19 protein-coding genes and 1 pseudogene are annotated in these 17354 nt (G+C 67.8%); 19 read left to right on the forward strand and 1 reads right to left on the reverse strand.

All coding sequences use genetic code 11. The annotated features are described in order from the left end of the window. Window positions 1-102: 102 nt before the first annotated feature. From VARPA_RS21095 to VARPA_RS21170, 16 genes are all read left to right on the forward strand, one after another. On the forward strand, window positions 103-870 hold the full coding sequence (locus VARPA_RS21095) for a GntR family transcriptional regulator (protein ID WP_013542615.1): 768 nt from the start codon (window positions 103-105) through the stop codon (window positions 868-870). Beyond that, entirely contained in the window at window positions 867-1667 is an 801-nt protein-coding gene (locus tag VARPA_RS21100; RefSeq protein ID WP_013542616.1) for a transporter substrate-binding domain-containing protein, read from the forward strand. The genes VARPA_RS21095 and VARPA_RS21100 overlap by 4 nt, the downstream gene beginning before the upstream one ends. A gap of 15 nt (window positions 1668-1682) precedes the next feature. Next, on the forward strand, window positions 1683-2345 hold the full coding sequence (locus tag VARPA_RS21105) for an amino acid ABC transporter permease (protein WP_013542617.1): 663 nt from the start codon (window positions 1683-1685) through the stop codon (window positions 2343-2345). A gap of 26 nt (window positions 2346-2371) precedes the next feature. Beyond that, window positions 2372-3025, forward strand: coding sequence for an amino acid ABC transporter permease (locus VARPA_RS21110; RefSeq protein WP_013542618.1), 654 nt, complete (start codon window positions 2372-2374; stop codon window positions 3023-3025). After that, window positions 3009-3794 (forward strand): amino acid ABC transporter ATP-binding protein, encoded by a 786-nt coding sequence (locus VARPA_RS21115; RefSeq protein ID WP_013542619.1) that lies wholly within the window; start codon window positions 3009-3011, stop codon window positions 3792-3794. Before VARPA_RS21110 ends, VARPA_RS21115 begins: the two co-directional genes overlap by 17 nt. Window positions 3795-3987: 193 nt before the next feature. Continuing rightward, window positions 3988-4473 carry an AAA family ATPase gene (locus tag VARPA_RS21120; protein WP_013542620.1) on the forward strand — a complete coding sequence of 162 codons (486 nt, stop codon included), beginning with the start codon at window positions 3988-3990 and terminating at the stop codon, window positions 4471-4473. Between the two features lie 15 nt (window positions 4474-4488). Then, complete coding sequence (locus tag VARPA_RS21125; RefSeq protein WP_013542621.1) at window positions 4489-4998, forward strand: GNAT family N-acetyltransferase; 510 nt, start codon at window positions 4489-4491, stop codon at window positions 4996-4998. Between the two features lie 54 nt (window positions 4999-5052). Beyond that, window positions 5053-5634: a DUF1439 domain-containing protein gene (locus VARPA_RS21130; protein WP_041942982.1), complete on the forward strand. Its 582-nt coding sequence runs from the start codon at window positions 5053-5055 to the stop codon at window positions 5632-5634. Continuing rightward, on the forward strand, window positions 5631-6623 hold the full coding sequence (locus VARPA_RS21135; protein ID WP_013542623.1) for a glycerophosphodiester phosphodiesterase: 993 nt from the start codon (window positions 5631-5633) through the stop codon (window positions 6621-6623). The genes VARPA_RS21130 and VARPA_RS21135 overlap by 4 nt, the downstream gene beginning before the upstream one ends. Next, window positions 6620-6898 carry a hypothetical protein gene (locus VARPA_RS21140; protein WP_013542624.1) on the forward strand — a complete coding sequence of 93 codons (279 nt, stop codon included), beginning with the start codon at window positions 6620-6622 and terminating at the stop codon, window positions 6896-6898. Before VARPA_RS21135 ends, VARPA_RS21140 begins: the two co-directional genes overlap by 4 nt. Before the next feature lie 24 nt (window positions 6899-6922). Next, window positions 6923-7348 carry a hypothetical protein gene (locus tag VARPA_RS21145; RefSeq protein ID WP_013542625.1) on the forward strand — a complete coding sequence of 142 codons (426 nt, stop codon included), beginning with the start codon at window positions 6923-6925 and terminating at the stop codon, window positions 7346-7348. Between the two features lie 77 nt (window positions 7349-7425). After that, window positions 7426-8895 (forward strand): TolC family protein, encoded by a 1470-nt coding sequence (locus tag VARPA_RS21150; RefSeq protein ID WP_013542626.1) that lies wholly within the window; start codon window positions 7426-7428, stop codon window positions 8893-8895. Window positions 8896-9034: 139 nt separating this feature from the next. After that, the gene (locus VARPA_RS21155) at window positions 9035-10414 is read left to right on the forward strand and encodes a multicopper oxidase family protein (protein ID WP_013542627.1); all 1380 of its coding nucleotides are present in this window, start codon (window positions 9035-9037) and stop codon (window positions 10412-10414) included. Window positions 10415-10445: 31 nt separating this feature from the next. Then, window positions 10446-10961 (forward strand): cupredoxin domain-containing protein, encoded by a 516-nt coding sequence (locus VARPA_RS21160; protein WP_013542628.1) that lies wholly within the window; start codon window positions 10446-10448, stop codon window positions 10959-10961. A gap of 34 nt (window positions 10962-10995) precedes the next feature. Next, the gene (locus VARPA_RS21165) at window positions 10996-11463 is read left to right on the forward strand and encodes a DUF411 domain-containing protein (protein ID WP_013542629.1); all 468 of its coding nucleotides are present in this window, start codon (window positions 10996-10998) and stop codon (window positions 11461-11463) included. 12 nt (window positions 11464-11475) lie between these two features. Beyond that, window positions 11476-11772 (forward strand): copper-binding protein, encoded by a 297-nt coding sequence (locus VARPA_RS21170; RefSeq protein ID WP_013542630.1) that lies wholly within the window; start codon window positions 11476-11478, stop codon window positions 11770-11772. Here VARPA_RS21170 and VARPA_RS21175 read toward each other — a convergent pair. Next, window positions 11765-13072, reverse strand: a complete 1308-nt coding sequence (locus VARPA_RS21175; protein ID WP_049794544.1) for an NAD(P)/FAD-dependent oxidoreductase — start codon at window positions 13070-13072, stop codon at window positions 11765-11767. The genes VARPA_RS21170 and VARPA_RS21175 overlap by 8 nt on opposite strands. Window positions 13073-13120: 48 nt before the next feature. Between VARPA_RS21175 and VARPA_RS21180 the strand changes: the two genes are divergently transcribed. The 3 genes and pseudogenes from VARPA_RS21180 to pabB all read left to right on the forward strand — a co-directional run bounded on the left by VARPA_RS21180 (window position 13121) and on the right by pabB (window position 17354). Next, window positions 13121-14155, forward strand: a complete 1035-nt coding sequence (locus VARPA_RS21180; RefSeq protein WP_013542632.1) for a P1 family peptidase — start codon at window positions 13121-13123, stop codon at window positions 14153-14155. A 25-nt stretch (window positions 14156-14180) separates the two neighbouring features. Then, a complete protein-coding gene (locus tag VARPA_RS21185) occupies window positions 14181-15581 on the forward strand; it encodes a TAXI family TRAP transporter solute-binding subunit (RefSeq protein WP_013542633.1) in 1401 nt (466 codons plus the stop codon). A 4-nt stretch (window positions 15582-15585) separates the two neighbouring features. Beyond that, a pseudogene (gene pabB / locus VARPA_RS30290) lies at window positions 15586-17354 on the forward strand (aminodeoxychorismate synthase component I).

Below are 17354 nucleotides of genomic sequence, written 5' to 3' on the forward strand. Positions count from 1 at the left end.
GCACGCGGCGCACGCGCCGCACCAACGGCGCCCGGCACCGATCCATTTCGGTGCACAGATCTTGCATACCAGTTGGCACAAAAGCTGCTGGTATGCAGGCGAATGTCTACATCCGCATCCGAAATCAGTGCACGCATCGTCGAAGCGGTGATGGCGCAGAAGCTCGCGCCGGGCTCGCGCCTGGGCGAGCAGCAACTGGCCATGCTCTTCGACTGCAGCCGCACCATCGTGCGCGAGGCCCTCACCCGGCTGGCGGCGCGCGGCATCGTCACCGTGAGCGCCCGGCGCGGCTGGTTCGTGATCGAACCCTCGCAGGAAGAAGCACGCGAAGCCTTCGAGGCGCGGCGCGTCATCGAGCTGGGCCTCATCCGAAGCGCAGGCACCACCGGCAAGCTCGACAAGACGGCCCTGCGCCAATTGAAGGCGCACCTTCAGCGTGAAAAGGCCGCACTGAAAGAGAGCGACGTCGGCAACCGCAGCTTCTTGCTCGGCGATTTTCACGTGTGCCTGGCCGAGTGCCTGGGCAACACGCTCCTGGCCGACACGCTGCGCGACTTCACCGCGCGCACCACGTTGATCGCCATGCTCTACCAGAGCACGCACGACGCGGTGCAGTCGTGCGAAGACCACGTGCAGATCGTCGCGGCGCTGGAGCGCGGCGACCATGCCGCCGCCGAGGCGCTGATGGCCACGCACATCGGCACGGTGCAGTCGGCGCTGCGCGTGCAGGCGCCGACCGATCCGCTCGCGCAACTGCGCGATGCGCTGGCACCGCTGCAGAACACGGCTTCGACGAAACCCAAGCGCCGCAAGCCCTCGCCTTCCACCAACGACCCCGATTCATCGACTTACCTAGGAGCCCTGCTATGACTTTCTCTGCATCGAAACGCCACCTCGCCCTCGCGTTCGCTTCCGTCGCCCTGCTGGCCACGGCCGGCGGCGCGCACGCCCAGAACGCGCTGGACAACGTGCTCAAGGCCAAGACCATCAAGATCGCCGTGCCGACCGACTACCCGCCCTACGGCTCGGTCGACAAGAACATGAAGCCGCAGGGCCTGGACGTGGAAATGGCCGAGCTCATCGCCACCAAGCTGGGCGTGAAGATCGAGTTGGTGCCCGTGACCAGCGCCAACCGCATTCCGTACCTGCAGACGCGCAAGGCCGACCTCGTGATCTCCACGCTCGGCAAGAACCCCGAGCGCGAGAAGGTGATCGAGTTCTCCTCGGCCTATGCGCCCTTCTTCCAGGCCGTGTACGCCGCCAAGAGCATGAAGCTCACCGCCTTTTCCGACATGGCCGGCAAGACCGTCGCCGTGACGCGCGGCGCGATGGAAGACCAGGAGCTGAACAAGGTGGCGCCGGCGAACGTCGACTACCGCCGCTTCGAGGACAACAACGCGACCATCGCGGCCTTCGTGGCCGGCCAGACGCAAACCCTCGCAACCAGCGCGGCGGTCGCCGGCGACATGCTCGCCAAGAATCCGAAGGTCAGCGCCGAGTTCAAGCTGCTGCTGAAAGACAGCCCCTGCTTCGTGGGTGTCGCCAAGGGCGAAACCGCCTTGAAGACCAAGGTCAACGAGATCATTGCCGCCGCCAAGAAGGACGGCACGCTGGACGCCATGTCGAAGAAGTGGCTCGGCAAGGCAGCCGGCGACCTGCCGGTCTGATCGAGCCACGCGGCCATGAACATCGAGTTTGACTTTGGCGCGGTGCTCGCCGAATGGCCGCTGCTGCTGCGCGGCGTGGCGTGGACCGTCGGCCTCACCGCCATCGGCACCGTGCTCGGCATGATCGTGGGCACACTCTGCGCCTGGGCCCGCTCGGGCGGGCCGGCGTGGCTGCGCGCCATCGTGGGCACTTACGTGGAGCTGATCCGCAACACGCCCTTCATCGTGCAGTTGTTCTTCATCTTCTTCGGGCTGCCGGCGGCGGGCGTGAAGCTCTCGCCCGAGGTGGCGTCGGTGATCGCGATGGTGATGAACCTGGGCGCCTATTCGACCGAGATCATCCGCGCGGGCATCGAGGCCACGCCGAAAGGTCAGATCGAAGCGGCCGTGAGTCTCGCGCTCAGCAAGTCGCAGGTGTTCCTGCGCGTGGTGCTGCCGCCCGCGCTCAAGAAGGTGTGGCCCTCGATGGTGAGCCAGATCATCATCGTGATGCTGGGCTCGGCGGTGTGCGGCCAGATCTCGACCGAGGAGCTGAGCTACGCGGCCAACCTGATCCAGAGCCGCAACTTCCGCGCGTTCGAGGCTTTCATCATCGCCACGCTGATCTATCTCGCGCTGTCGGTGGCGCTGCGGCGTTTGCTCAATTGGGCGGGGCCGAAGTTCTTCTTCGGCCGCTGAACGCACACAGAAGGAAACCCATCGTCATGAGTGATTTTTCTCTGTGGGACATCCTGCGCAACCTGCTGATGGCGCTGCGCTGGACCGTCGTGCTCTCGCTGATCGCCTTCGTCGGCGGCGGCATCGTGGGCGGGCTGCTGCTGTTCCTGCGGCTGCGCGGCGGCAAGATCGCCGGCACGGCCGTCGGCCTCTACGTGCAGCTCTTCCAGGGCACGCCGCTGCTGATGCAGCTGTTTCTCGCCTACTTCGGCATTGCGCTGTTCGGCATCGACGTCTCGGCGTGGACCGCGGCGAGCGTGGCGCTCACGCTCTACACCAGCGCCTTTCTCACTGAAATCTGGCGCGGCTGCGTGGCCTCGATCCCGAAGGGCCAGTGGGAAGCCTCGGGCAGCCTGGCCTTGAGCTTCGGCGAACAGATGCGCCATGTGATCCTGCCGCAGGCCGTGAAGATCGCGATCGCACCGACCGTCGGTTTTCTGGTGCAGGTCATCAAAGGAACTGCGCTCGCCTCGGTGATCGGCTTTGTCGAACTCACCAAGGCCGGCAGCATGATTTCGAATGCCACCTTCCAGCCCTTCGTGGTGTTCAGCTGCGTGGCGCTGCTTTACTTCGTGCTGTGCTTTCCCGTGAGCCTGTACGCCAAGAACCTCGAGAGGAAGACCCATGGCCGCCGTGCTTGACCAACCCCACACCGAAGCCGCGAACACGTTCGCAGCGCCCATCGTGCGCATCACGGCGCTGCGCAAGTCCTATGGCACGAACGAAGTGCTGAAGGGCATCGACCTCGACGTGAAGCGCGGCGAGGTGATCGCCATCATCGGCAAGAGCGGCTCGGGCAAGAGCACGCTGCTGCGCTGCATCAACGGGCTGGAGGTGTTCCAGGAAGGCTCGCTCACCGTCGACAGCAAGCCGCTGCTGCACGAGAGCGCGATGGCCATGCGCGAGCTGCGCCAGCGCGTCGGGATGATCTTCCAGAGCTTCAATCTTTTTCCGCACCTCACGGTCGGCAAGAACGTGATGCTCGCGCCCACGCTGGTGAAGAAGCGCGGGTCGATGGAAGCCGCCTCGCAGGCGCGCAAGCTGCTCGACCGCGTCGGCCTCGCCGAGAAGTTCGATGCCATGCCCGACCAGCTTTCGGGCGGCCAGCAGCAGCGCGTGGCGATCGCCCGCGCGCTCGCGATGGAGCCGGCCGTGCTGCTGTGCGACGAGATCACCTCGGCGCTCGACCCCGAACTGGTGGGCGAGGTGCTGCGCGTGGTGGAGTCGCTGGCCGACGAAGGCATGACGCTTTTGATGGTGACGCACGAGATGAGCTTCGCGCGCAAGGTGAGCGACCGGGTGATCTTCATGCACCAGGGGCGCGTGCACGAGATGGGGCCGCCGGCGGAGCTGTTCGGGAATCCGCAGACGGCGGAGTTGAAGCAGTTTCTTTCTTCTCTGCACGACTGAGGGTTTCGCCTCCGACGGGCCTCGGCTATTCTCGGCCCATGGCCTTTGTGCAGAACGCGTCGATTATTCGCACCATCGAAAAGATGGTGGGTTAGCGCGCGATCCGAAAGAAATTCACGCCATGCAACCCGCCCCACGAGGCGGGTTTCTTTTTGCCTCCTGGGGTCTTGATCCACGTCACAGGAGAAAAGAAATGACCCCCATGCTCCACATGGTCTGCGGCAAGATCGGCGCCGGAAAATCGACGCTCACCCGGCGCCTGGCGGATGCACCCGCCACGGTGCTCATCAGCGAGGATGCGTGGCTTGCCGCGCTGTACCCCGGAGAAATCGTCGACCTGCCCGACTACGTGCGGACCTCAACCCGGCTCAAGCAGGTCATGGCGGAGCACGTCGTGGCGCTCCTGGCAGCCGGGGTGTCCGTGGTGCTCGACTTTCCCGCCAACACCGCGAGCAGCCGGGCCTGGGCGCGCGGCATCTTCGAGAAGGCGGGGGTGGCGCACCGGCTCCATTTCCTGGATGTGCCCGACGAGGTCTGCAAGGCGCGGCTTCGCGCGCGCAATGCAAGCGGCGAGCACCCTTTCGAGACGACCGATGCCGAGTTCGACCTCATCACCCGCCACTTCGTTGCGCCCTCGGAGGCGGAAGGCTTTCACGTGGTCCACGCCGCGCAAGCCTGATTAAGATCCGCCGCGATGCACATCGACCAAGCCTTCCCTGCCGAAGCGGCCACCGTCGCCGCCGTCCTCGACGAAGCCGCCCAATGGCTCGCCGCCGAAGGCCGCCCGCTATGGTCGGCTGCCGATGTCGACATCGAACGCGTGCAGCGCGACACCGATGCCGGCCGCTATTTCATCGCTCGCGAGAACGGCGACGTGGCCGGGGTCGTGCGGATCGACATGGAAGACCCGTTCTTCTGGCCCGAGATCGAACCCGGAAGCTCCGCGTTCGTGCACAAGCTGGCTGTTCGCAGGTCTTGGGGCGGCAAGGGCGTGTCGACCACCCTCCTGGCCTTCGCGCGCGAACGCACCTGCAGCCTGGGCCGCCCGTACCTGCGCCTACTCGATTGCGTGGCCGACCGGCAGGCGTTGCGCACGCTCTACGAGGGCTTCGGCTTCGTGCTGCACAGCGTCATCCAGAAGGGAAACGGGTCCTTCGCCCGCTATGAATTGCGCATCGACGGCTCACCGTCCGACAGGCGGTAGCGCCGCCCAGGCGCTGGCGGGAACGCGTCGGCCTGTGGCAAGCTCGGAATCCCTATGAACCTCCGCACTCCGTCCCTCACCTCCCGTCGCCGGATGCTGCAGGCCCTGCTCGGCACGGCCGCCCTGCAGGCCCCGTTCGCGGCGCTGGCCGGCTTCAACTTCTTCACCAGCGAATACACCGCGAGCCGCGATGAGCTGCAGGCGATGATCGCCAAGCGCTTTCCGGTGGCCGAGCGCTATGCCGAGATCTTCATGGTCGGGCTGCGCGATCCGCAACTGGGGCTGGATGCCGGTGCCAACCGCGCGGCGCTTACCGCCACGCTGACGATCGCAAGCCCCCTCTTGGCCGCGTCGCCGGTGCAGGGTGTCGTATCGATGAGCAGCGCGCTGCGCTACGACGCGCCCACGCGCACCCTGCGGCTCGATCACCCGAAGTCCGAGCGCCTCGAACTGCAGGGCGTGGAGGGCCGCGATGCCGAGCGGCTGCAGAAGGTCGGCTCGATCGTCGCGCAGGAATTGCTGCAGGGCCAGGTGCTGCGCAGCTTCACCGCCGACGAACTCACCGTGGGCCGCAAGACCTACGAGATCGGTGACATCACCGTGCAAGACAACGGCATCAAGGTGCAGCTCAAATGAAATACCCCCTGCTCGTCGCCGCGCTGTTGATTGCGGGCTGTGCCGCCATCGTCCCCACCGCGAAGCAGCACTTCGACCTGCAGGCGCACCGCGGCGGCCGCGGGCTCGCACCCGAGAACACGCTGGCGGCGTTCTCGAACGCGATCGACCTCGGCGTGACCACGCTGGAGCTGGACATCGGGCTCACCGCCGACAACGTGGTCGTGATCTCGCACGACACTGCGCTCAACCCCGATCACACACGCGATGCCGGTGGCAACTGGCTCGCGGCGAAGAGCGGTGCCGCGGTGCGCTCGCTCACCCTCGCGCAATTGCAGACCTACGACGTAGGACGCCTGAACCCCGCGAGCAACTACGGCAAGCAGTTCGCGCTGCAGCAGCCGCGCGACGGCGAGCGCATCCCGACACTCGCTTCGCTCTTCGCGATGGTGCAGGCACGCGGCGCCGCGGCGGCGACGGTGCGCTTCAACATCGAGACCAAGATCGATCCGAACAAACCCGACGAAACCGCTGCGCCCGAGCCCATGGTGCGCGCGCTGCTCGCCGAAATCGACAAGGCGAAGATGGCCGACCGCGTGACCATCCAGAGCTTCGACTGGCGCACGTTGGCGCTGGTCGGCCAGCTCGCGCCGCAGTTGCCGCGCGCCTACCTCAGCACGGCTCGCACGTTGAAGGACAGCCGCTGGACCGCGGGCCTCGATGCGGCCGGCTTCGCTTCGGTGCCGCAGTTGGTCCAGGCCGCTGCGGGCAAGAGCGCAGGTCCCGTGATCTGGTCGCCGGCCTATGCGGACCTGACGCCCGCCGTCATCAAGGAAGCGCAGAAGCTCGGCATGAAAGTGCTGCCCTGGACCGTGAACCAGCGCGCCGACATGCTGCGGCTGATGGACTGGGGCGCGGACGGGATCATCACGGACTACCCCGACGTGCTGCGCGACCTGATGCGCGAGCGCGGGCTGTCGACGCCGCCCTCGGGAAAGGCATCGTCATGAGCAGCGCGACACAGCAGCTCGACGCCATCGCCGTACGCATCGCCGCGCTCGGCGGCGGCAGCGGATCGGTCACCGCGCTATCGGACGAAGCACTCGGCAGTACCGAACTGCTCGGCGCCCTGCCGCCGCGCTATGGCGAGGTCTTGCTGAACCTGCTCGATCGGCTCGAATCGAGCGCGCTCTTCAGCGAAGAGAGTTGTTCCTTCAGCCAGAAGGACCTGCTGGACAACCTGCAGGTGTGGGTCGACAAGGCCCGCGGGCAACTGGTGTCTTAGGGCACCCGTTTATCATCCCGCCCCATGCGCACCCTGCTGCTCGCCCTCATGATCGCCCTGCTGCCCATCCGCGGCTGGCTCGGCGATGCGATGGCGGTGGAGATGGTGCGGCACTCGCTGCCGGCCGCGTCGCTCGTCGCACAAGAGGCCTCCCCGGCCTCGGTGGCAGCGGATGCGCATTGCCATGAAGCCATGGGCGCAGCCGACGACAGCGGCATGGACACCATGGCGCACCACCATGACGACGGCAACAGCAGCGGCAATGACCACGGCACCGACCACCAGGGCTGCGGCACCTGCACCGCCTGCCAGGTCTGCCACACGGTGGCGCTCGGCGGCATGCCTCTGGTCGACATTGCACACAGCGCCCCCCAGGCGCCGCCGGCCGCCCGTGCGGCCCGCTTCGCGAGCGCAGAGCCCGTCCTGGGCCTGAAGCCGCCCATTTCCTGATCTCCCTGCCCGTAGTCCGTCCGCAGTGAGCCTTTTCCGGCTCTCGGCGTTGGTCGTATTGCTCATGGAGATCGAGCGTGAACCCCTTTGTCCGCCGGCAGCTTGCCGGCCCCCTTTGCTATCGAAGAAGTAGCAGCGCACTGCTCAAGCGCGCCGCCGCACTCGGCAGCGCTTTCGTGCTGGCCGGCTGCGCCAGCCTTTCGCCCGACGGCGGCGCTGCCGATGTGCAGGCGCTGGTCGGCAACAACCCGCTGATGGCGGGCAGCACCGCGCAACGCGTGCCCGACGAGGCCTCGCAGAAGAACGTCGACGCGCTGCTCGCCAAGCCGCTCGACGCCGAGGCAGCCGTGCGCATCGCGCTAGTCAACAGCCCGCGTGTGCAGGACGCCTTTGCCACGCTGCAGATCAGCGATGCCGACCGCGTGCAGGCCGCGAGCCTGCCGAACCCGGTGCTCTCGTTCAGCCGCCTCGCGCAAGGCCGCGAGCGCGAGTTCGAGCGGATGCTGAGCTTCAACGTGATCGGGCTGGTCACGCTGCCGTGGCAGGCCCGCTGGGCCGGCCAGCGGCACGAGGCCGCCAAGCTGCAGGCCGCGCAGAGCGTGCTGCTGCTGGCCGCCGACACGCGCCGTGCCTGGGTGCGCGCGGTGTCAGCGCAGCAGAGCGTCGCGTACCTGCGCGATGCGAAGGACGCGGCCGAAGCCGGCGCCGAGCTCGCGCACCGCATGGCCCAGGTCGGCAACTGGAGCGCGCTGCAGCGCACGCGCGAACAGCTGCTGCTGGCCGACGCGGCAGCGCAACTCGCGCGCGCCGAGCAGACCGCCGTTGCCATGCGCGAGCAGCTGACGCGGCTGCTCGGCCTCCGCGGCGAGCGCATCGGCTACACGCTGCCCGATCGCCTGCCCCCGCTGCCGCAATCCGCGCCCGACTTGGGCGACGTGCAGGCCCGCGCGCTGCGCGACCGGCTCGACGTGCGCTCGGCGCAAGCGCAGAACACGGCGGTGGCCGATTCACTCGGCCTCACGCGCGCCACCCGCGTGATCAACGCGATGGAGATCGGCGTGGTGCGCAACACCACGTTCGAGAACGACGCCGACCGCTCGCGCTCGACGCAGCGCGGCTTCGAGTTGGACCTGCCGCTGCCGCTGTTCGACTGGGGCCAGGCCCGCACCGGCCGTGCCGAGGCGCAGTACATGCAGTCGGCCGCCCGCGTGCGCGATGTCGGCGTGCTGGCCGCGAGCGAGGCGCGCGAGGCTTGGCAAGGCTGGAACACGTCGTACGCCCTGGCGCGCCGCTACCGCGACGAAGTGCTGCCGCTGCGCAAGAAGATCAACGAGGAAATGGTGCTGCGCTACAACGGCATGCTCGCGAGCGTGTGGGAGTTGCTCGGCGAAACCCGCGCGAGCATGCTCGTGGTGAATGCGGGCATGGAGGCGCAGCGTGATTTCTGGCTCGCCGACACCGACCTGCAATTCGCGCTCACGGGCAGTTCGCCCGGCGGCATGACGGCGCTGCAGACGGCCGCCTCGACAGGAGGGCCCACCCAATGAGCCCCGTGCATTCGCATTCGCTCCCTCCCCCTCTGGGGGAGGGCTGGGGTGGGGGCAAGCGGCCTTCGCACCGCCAACAAACCAACCGCCGCCGAGCCCCCATCCCAACCTTCCCCCAGAGGGGGAAGGAGCAAACACCATGAACCGCCGCAACTTCTTCGCGGGCACGGCAACGGCCGTCGCCGCGACCACCGTCAGCCGTGTCGCGATGGCCGCGTTGCCCGAGCCCGTGACGCAAAGCTCCACCGCCACCGCGCCACCGCTCGCGCCGCCGAACGGCCGTCCCTACAACCCCGTCGTCACCCTCAACGGCTGGACGCTCCCCTGGCGCATGAACGCCGGCGTCAAGGAATTCCACCTCGTCGCCGAACCCGTTGTGCGCGAGATGGCGCCCGGCTTCAAGGTCAACATGTGGGGCTACAACGGTCAGTCGCCGGGGCCGACCATCGAGGTGGTCGAAGGCGACCGCGTGCGCATCTACGTGACCAACAAGCTGCCCGAGCACACGACGGTGCACTGGCACGGCCAGCGCCTGCCCAACGGCATGGATGGCGTGGGCGGCATCACGCAGCCGCACATTCCGCCGGGCAAGACCTTCGTCTACGAGTTCACCGCGCGCCGCCCCGGCACCTTCATGTACCACCCGCATGCCGACGAGATGGTGCAGATGGCGATGGGGATGATGGGCTTCTGGGTCACGCATCCGAAGGAAAACCATCCGCTCATCGAGCCCGTGCAGCGCGACTTCTGCTTTTTGCTCGGCAGCTTCGACGTGGAGCCCGGGAGTGCGACGCCCAAGGTCAACACCATGACCGACTTCAACATCTGGAGCTTCAACAGCCGCGTGTTCCCGGGCATCGACACGCTCAATGTGCGCAAGGGCGACCGCGTGCGCATCCGCGTGGGCAACCTCACGATGACCAACCACCCGATTCATATCCACGGCCACGAGTTCGAGGTGACCGGCACCGACGGCGGCCCCGTGCCGCGCAGCGCGCGCTGGCCCGAGGTGTCGGTAGACGTGGCAGTGGGCCAGATGCGGCAGATGGAATTCATCGCCGACGAGGAAGGCGACTGGTCGCTGCACTGCCACAAGGCGCACCACACCATGGGACCGATGGGCCACGAGGTGCCCACCATGATCGGCGTGGACCACAAGGGCGTGGCCGAGAAGATCAGGAAGCTCGTGCCCGACTACATGGTGATGGGCGACAAGGGCATGGCCGACATGGGCGCGATGGAGATGCCCATTCCCGACAACACGATGCCGATGATGACCGGCGCGGGCCCGTTCGGCTCGGCGGAGATGGGCGGCATGTTCACGCTCTTGAAGGTGCGGCGCGACCAGAAGCCCGGGGACTACAAGGACCCGGGCTGGTTCAAGCACCCGGCCGGCACGGTGGCGCGCGAAGTGCCCGGTGCCGCCGTGCCGCCGGCCACGCGCAATGCGCCATCGCCGGGCAGCAGCAACAACACCGATGCCACCGTGCGCAAGCCCTCGGGCGGGCACAACCACTGACCTCATTCACTTTCATTCTGGAGTTCAACTCATGAACAAGACCTTCAAGTCCATCGCCCTGTGCGTCGCGCTAGCAGCCGCTGCGACCGCTTCGCAAGCCCATGAAAACCACACGCCGAAACCGAAGGGCACGGCCACGCTCGCCCCAGAGCAAAAGCCCTGGGGCATCGAGGGCAAGGCGAGCAACGTGCGCCGCACCATCGACATCGCGATGGCCGACGACATGACCTTCACGCCGTCGGTCATCGAAGTGCGCGAGGGCGACACCATCCGCCTGCGCCTGAAGAACAAGGGCAAGGAACTGCACGAACTCGTGCTCGGCACCGAGTCGGAGATCGCGAACCACGCGGCCATGATGAAGAAGTTTCCGGACATGGAGCACGACGATCCGTGGATGGTGCATGTGCCCGCGGGCAAGACCGGCGAAATGGTCTGGACCTTCAACCGCGCCGGCGACTTCGACTTCGCCTGCCTCGTGAAAGACCACTTCGAACTCGGCATGGCCGGCCGCATCCGCGTGCTGGCGGCCGCGCCCAAGAAATCCTGAACGAATGAACGAACGAACCAAGGAGATCACCACCATGCAACGACGAACCCTCTTGAAGCGTGCAGCACCGCTGTTTGCGCTCGCATCCACCGCCACCTTGCCGCTCGCCGCTTTTGCCGCAGCACCGATGGTCGAGATCTGGAAAGACCCGAACTGCGGCTGCTGCCAGGACTGGGTAAAGCACCTCAACAAGAACGGCTTCGCCACCAAGGTGCACGACGAAGGCAACACGGCCGCGCGCACGCGGCTCGGCGTGCCCGCCAAGCTGGGCTCGTGCCACACGGGCCTCATCGGCGGATACGCCCTCGAAGGCCACGTGCCCGCACGCGAAGTGCAGCGTTTGCTGAAGGAAAAGCCCAAGGCCGTCGGCCTTGCAGTGCCCGGCATGCCGGTCGGCTCGCCCGGCATGGACGGTCCGGCCTACGGCGACCAGCGCGATCCGTACGACGTGCTGCTCGTGCTGGCCGATGGCAGCACGCGCGTCTATCAAAGCTATCGCTGAGGGAAGACGACCATGAAAAAACTCCTCACCGCCCTTTCCGCAACCCTTCTCGCTGCAGCCGCCTTCGCGCAGGCCGCCCTGCCCGCCGTCGAAGGCGAGGTGCGCAAGATCGACACCGACGCGAAGAAGATCACGCTCGAGCACGGCGACATCCCGAACCTCGAGATGACCGGCATGACGATGGTCTTCCGTGTGAAAGACCCCGAGCTGCTGAGCAAGGTGAAGCCGGGGGACAAGGTGCGCTTTACGGCCGACAAGGTCGATGGGGCGCTCACGGTGTTGTCGATCGAGCCGGAACCGGCTAGCTGAAGCGTCGCAGGTCGAATGGCGCAAGCGGCGTCTCGGGTTCGATCCCTGCCAGCAACTGCGCCGCCAGTCGGCCCGTGCGCGCCGAGCCGCACAGCCCCACATGCCCATGGCCGAACGCGAGCACGATGTCCGCGCTTGCGGCCGAGGGCCCGATGCAGGGCAATCCGTCGGGCAGGCTGGGGCGGCGGCCGAGCCAGTGGTTGAAGGTCTTGGCGCCGCCCCTTTCTGTTGTTGCAAGCGCGGGAAACATCGACAGCAGATGGCGGTGCAGGATCTCCGCGCGGCGCCAGTCGGGCTCTGCGTCCAGTCCGCCGATCTCGACCTGGCCCGCTGCGCGCAGGCCGCCATCCATCCAGTGCGCGATGAGCTTGCCGTCGGCCACCATCACCGGCGTGCGCGGGCCGACGGTCGCGTCGTCGATCACCACGTGGTAGCCGCGTTCGGTGTCGAGCGGCACGGAAGAACCCGCAGCCGCGGCCAGCGGGCCGGAATACGCGCCGGCGCAGATGGCGGCTGCATCGCAGGCGATCTCGCCGTCGTTCGTGCGCACCGCGCGCAGCCGGCCGCCTTCGATGCGAAAGCCCGTGGCGCGGCCGAAGACCCGTTCCGCTCCAGCGTTCACCGCGTGCTGCGCCAACGCGGCCACATAGGCGCCCGGATCCCGGCAGTGGCCGGCCTCGGGCACGAAGATGCCGAGCGTGTAGCGCGCATCGAGGTCGGGCTCGCGGCGGCGTAGCTCGTCGGCCGACCACTCGTCCCACTGCACGCCCACGCGCCCGCGCACGCGCCAGCCCAGTGCGTCGTCTTCGAACTCGGCGCGCGAGCGATAGGCATGCAGCAGTCCGCGCCGTTCGATGAGCTCCGACACGCCGGCCTCGGCCGCGAGTTGCGCATGCAGCGCGGGCGCATCCACCAGCAGGGTGCGCAGCGCATCGGCGGTGCGCTGCACGCGCGCCTCGGTCCAGCCTGAAGCCAGGTAGCGCAGCAGCCACGGCAGCGCGCGCGGCAGATAACGCCAACGCACCGCGAGCGGCCCCAGCGGATCGGCCAGCCAGCCCGGCACCTTGCGCCAGGCGCCGGGGAGCGCGGGCGGCACCACCGAATGCGACGAGAGCCAGCCCGCGTTGCCATAGCTCGTCGCGTGCAGGCCGCCGGGTGCCTCGGGTTCGAGGAGAGTCACGCGCAGTCCCGCGCGCAACGCCTCGATGGCCGTGGCGCAGCCCACCGCGCCCGCGCCGATCACCACCACGTGGCGGCGCGCATCGCCCCCGGGGGCGAAACCACTTCTTGCAACTGTCATGGCGCCCATCGTAGAGGGCGCGAAGGTGCGGTCCCATAATCGGCCGCCATGCCAGCCCCGTCTTCCCCCTCTTCCTCCTCCCATCCCGCCGGTGCCATCACCGACGTCGCCGGCATCGAAGTCGGTCATTTTTCCGACACCCGCCGCCCCACGGGCTGCACCGTCGTCATGGCGCGCGAAGGCGCGGTGGCCGGTGTCGATGTGCGCGGCGCCGCTCCCGGCACGCGCGAGACCGACCTGCTCTCGCCCGGCAACCTCGTGCAGCAGGTGCATGCGGTGATGCTCGCGGGCGGCAGCGCCTGGGGCCTGGCGGCCGCGGAAGGCGCGATGCGCTGGCTCGAGGAACGCGACATCGGCATGGACGTGCGCTTCGGCACCCTGCCCATCGTGCCCGCGGCCGTGCTGTTCGATTTGCCGATGGGCGATGCGCGCATCCGCCCCGATGCGGCGGCCGGCTATGCAGCTTGCGATGCGGCCTCGAACGCCGCGCCGGCCGAAGGCAACGTGGGCGCCGGCAGCGGTGCGCTGGTGGGCAAGCTCTTCGGCGTGCACCGCGCGATGAAGGGCGGCATCGGCACCGCATCGGTCACCGTCGGCGGCGTCACGGTGGGTGCGCTGATCGCGGTCAATTCGCTGGGCGACGTGATCGACCACAACACCGCGCAGCCCGTGGCCGGCGCGCGCACCGAAGACGGCACCGCCTTGCTCGACACCCGCCGCGCCCTGCTGCGCGGCGACCTGCCCAAGCCCCTGCTCGCAGGCACCAACACCACGCTGGGCGTGGTCGCGACCGACGCGGTGCTCACCAAGGTGCAGGCCAATCGCCTGGCCAATGTGGCGCACGACGGCCTCGCGCGCGCCATCAACCCGGTGCACACGATGAGCGACGGCGACACGCTGTTCGCGCTGGCCACCGGCCGCGTGCCGCTCCAAGGCAACGCACCGGGCATGACGGTGCTCGGCACCATGGCGGCCGAAGCCGTGGCCATTGCCACGCTGCGCGCCGTGCGCGCGGCGCAATCGGTGACTGTGGGCGACCTGCACATTCCGTCGGCGACCGACTTCGCCGCAGCGCACCCCTGACGCATCCAACAAAGAAAGGACCACCATGGCGTTCCCCAGAACCCTGAAGCTGATCCTGCTGTCGATCCGCGACCTGATCGCCTCGGCCGGGCCCATCATCTTTCTCGTGATCGGCCTGCTGATTGCCGCTTACTGGTACCTGCAGCCGCAGCCGCCCAAGCACGTGACGCTGGCCACCGGCCCCACCGGCAGCGCCTATGCGGAGTTCGGCAAGCGCTATGCGGCGGCGCTCAAGGCCAGCGGCATCACGGTCGAGCTCAAGCCCACCTCGGGCTCCTCGGAAAACCTGGAGCTGCTGCGCAAGGGCGGTGCTGACGTGGGTTTCGTGCGCGGCGGCGGCAGCGCCGACCCGGTGGCCGACGAAGAGGCGGGGCTCAGCTCGCTCGGCAGCCTGTTCTTCGAGCCGATCTGGCTCTTCTACCGTGCCGACAGCGCGCTGAAGGTCGACAAGAAGACCGGCACGCTGACCTCGCTGACGCAACTGCGCGGCCTGCGCGTGAACGTCGACATGGCCGGCAGCGGGCTGCCCGAGATCATGGAACGGCTCTTCAAGGCCAACCGGATCGGGCCCGACGACGTGCTGCTGTCGAATCTTGAGCAAGCCGCAGCCGCCGAGGCGCTGCAGGCCGGACTGCTCGATGCGATCGTGCTGTCTTCGGCGCCGCAATCGCCGCAGGTGCAGCGGCTCTTGCGCGCAGGCGACATCAAGCTGATGGACTTCGGCCAGGCCGATGCGTACTCGCGGCGCTTCCCGTTCCTCTCGGCGGTGACGCTGCCGCGCGGCGTGGTCGACCTGTCGAAAGACCTGCCGCCGTCGGACGTCTCGCTGCTCGCGGCCACCACCTCGCTGCTGTCGCGCGAGGAAACCCACCCTGCCCTGCGCCAGCTGTTCGCGCAATCGGCGCAGACGGTGCACAGCGACGCGGGCTGGTTCAACCGGGCGCGCGATTTTCCGAACACGCGCACCAGCGAACTGCCGGTAAGCCCCGAGGGTGACCGCGCGATCAACGGCACGCCGCCCTTCTGGCAGCGCTACCTGCCCTTCTGGGCCAGCAACCTCGTCGAGCGCATGTGGCTGGTGCTCGGCGGTCTGCTGGTGCTGATGCTGCCGCTGAGCCGCGTGATTCCGCCGCTCTACCAGTTTCGCGTGCGGCGGCGCGTGTTCCGCTGGTATGCGCGGCTGCGCGACATCGAGGGCAAGGTCGATGGCAAGACGGGCGAGCGCGACACGCTGCTGAAGGAACTCGATGACCTCGATCGCGTGGTCAACAAGGTGGCGGTGCCGCTGTCGTATGCGGACGAGCTCTATGCGCTGCGCAACAACATCTACGCGGTGCGCAAGCGCGTGCTGGCCGGTTCGGCCAAGGGCGCCGCCGCATCGACGGAAGCGCCTGCCGTGCCGCCGAAGCCTGCGGAATCTGTCTGACGCCTTGGTCTTTCAAACGCTGATCGATTTCGCCGAGCCGCGCGGCGACGGCGCGACGCGGCTGCGCGTGGCTTTCGGCGCTCCTTCGCGGGTGTTCGTTGCGCGCACCGCTGAAGAAGTGAAGCCGGTGCTGGAGGCCGTCGAGGCGCTGTCGCGCGAGGGGCGCTGGTGCGTGGGCTATCTGCGCTACGAGGCAGCTGCGGCTTTCGACGATGCATTCGCGGTGCATGCGGGCGACGGCCCGCTGGCGTGGTTCGGTGTGCACGATGCCGCCGAGCCCTGGCCCGAATCCGTGGCCGGCGATGTGCCTGCCGTCGATTGGCAAGCCGGCCTGTCGCGGGCCAGCTTCGACCGGAACATGCAGGCCATCCACCGCGCAATCGCGAACGGCGAGCTGTACCAGCTCAACTACACCGCGCCGCTGCGCGCCGAATTCCGGGGCGACGCGCGCGACTGGTTCGCGAGTTTGCTGAAGGCGCAACCCGATGGCTACGCCGCCTTCATCGACACCGGCGACGAGCAGGTGCTGTCGGTGTCGCCCGAGCTGTTCTTCGACTGGCAAGGCGACCGGATCCTCGCCCGCCCCATGAAGGGCACCGCCCCGCGCGGCGCGACCGCCGCAGAAGACGAAGCAATGGCGCAGCGGCTGCGCACTGTGCCCAAGGAGCGCGCCGAGAACGTGATGATCGTGGACCTGATCCGCAACGATCTCTCGCGCATCTCTCAACCTTTTTCGGTGCGCGTGCCGCGGCTCTTTCATACCGAGGCGCTGCCCACTGTGTGGCAGATGACATCCGACGTCGAGGCGCGAGTGCGCGATGGCGTCACGTTGGTGGAGGTGTTCTCGGCGCTGTTCCCCTGCGGCTCGATCACGGGCGCGCCCAAGGTCAGTGCGATGCGCATGATCCGCGAACTGGAGCCCGAGGCACGTGGCGTGTACTGCGGCGCTGTCGGCGTGGTGCGGCCCGGCGGTCATGCGACCTTCAACGTGCCGATCCGCACCGTGACGCTGCGCGGCAGCCAGGCGCGCTGCGGCATCGGCAGCGGCATCACCGCCGATGCGCAGGCGGATGCGGAGTGGGATGAGTGGCGGCACAAGCGAGCCTTCCTGGCACAGCGCCACGCGCCTGTATCGTCCAAGCCATGAGTTCTTTCGAATTGCTCGAAACCCTTGCACTGATCGACGGTGCGTTGCGCGATGCGCCCGCGCATCTGGTGCGAATGCAGAAGGCGGCTGCGCATTTTGTTTATGCATGGAACGAGGCAGACGTGACGGCATGTCTGGGTCGCCTGACCGACGCGCATTCGACGGGTTCATGGCGCGTGCGCCTTCTGCTCGATGCGCAAGGCCAACCGCGCGCAGAAGCCTTCGCAATGGACGTACCACCGCCCCGCGTGCAACTGCAACTGGCGGCCCGCGCATTCGACGAGGCCCACAGCGAGTTCTCCCGCTTCAAGACCACGCGCCGCGCGCACTACGAGGCTTTCGCGCCCACATCGACGGGCGTCTTCGACACCTTGCTTTGGAACCGCCACGGCGAGATCACCGAATGCACGCGCGGCAACATCGCCCTGCGGATCGACGGCCGCTGGGTCACGCCGCCGCTGCGCTGCGGGCTACTCGATGGCATCGGCCGCGCCCATCGCCTGCACAGCGGCGAGCTTGCCGAAACCGTCGTGCGGGTGGACGATCTGCCCCGCGTGCAGGCTTTCGCCTTCGTCAACAGCCTGCGCGGCTGGCTCGATGCCGATCTTCTGGCCCCGCAAAAATAG

It is taken from the genome of Variovorax paradoxus EPS (genome assembly GCF_000184745.1).
GTDB lineage: Bacteria > Pseudomonadota > Gammaproteobacteria > Burkholderiales > Burkholderiaceae_C > Variovorax > Variovorax paradoxus_C.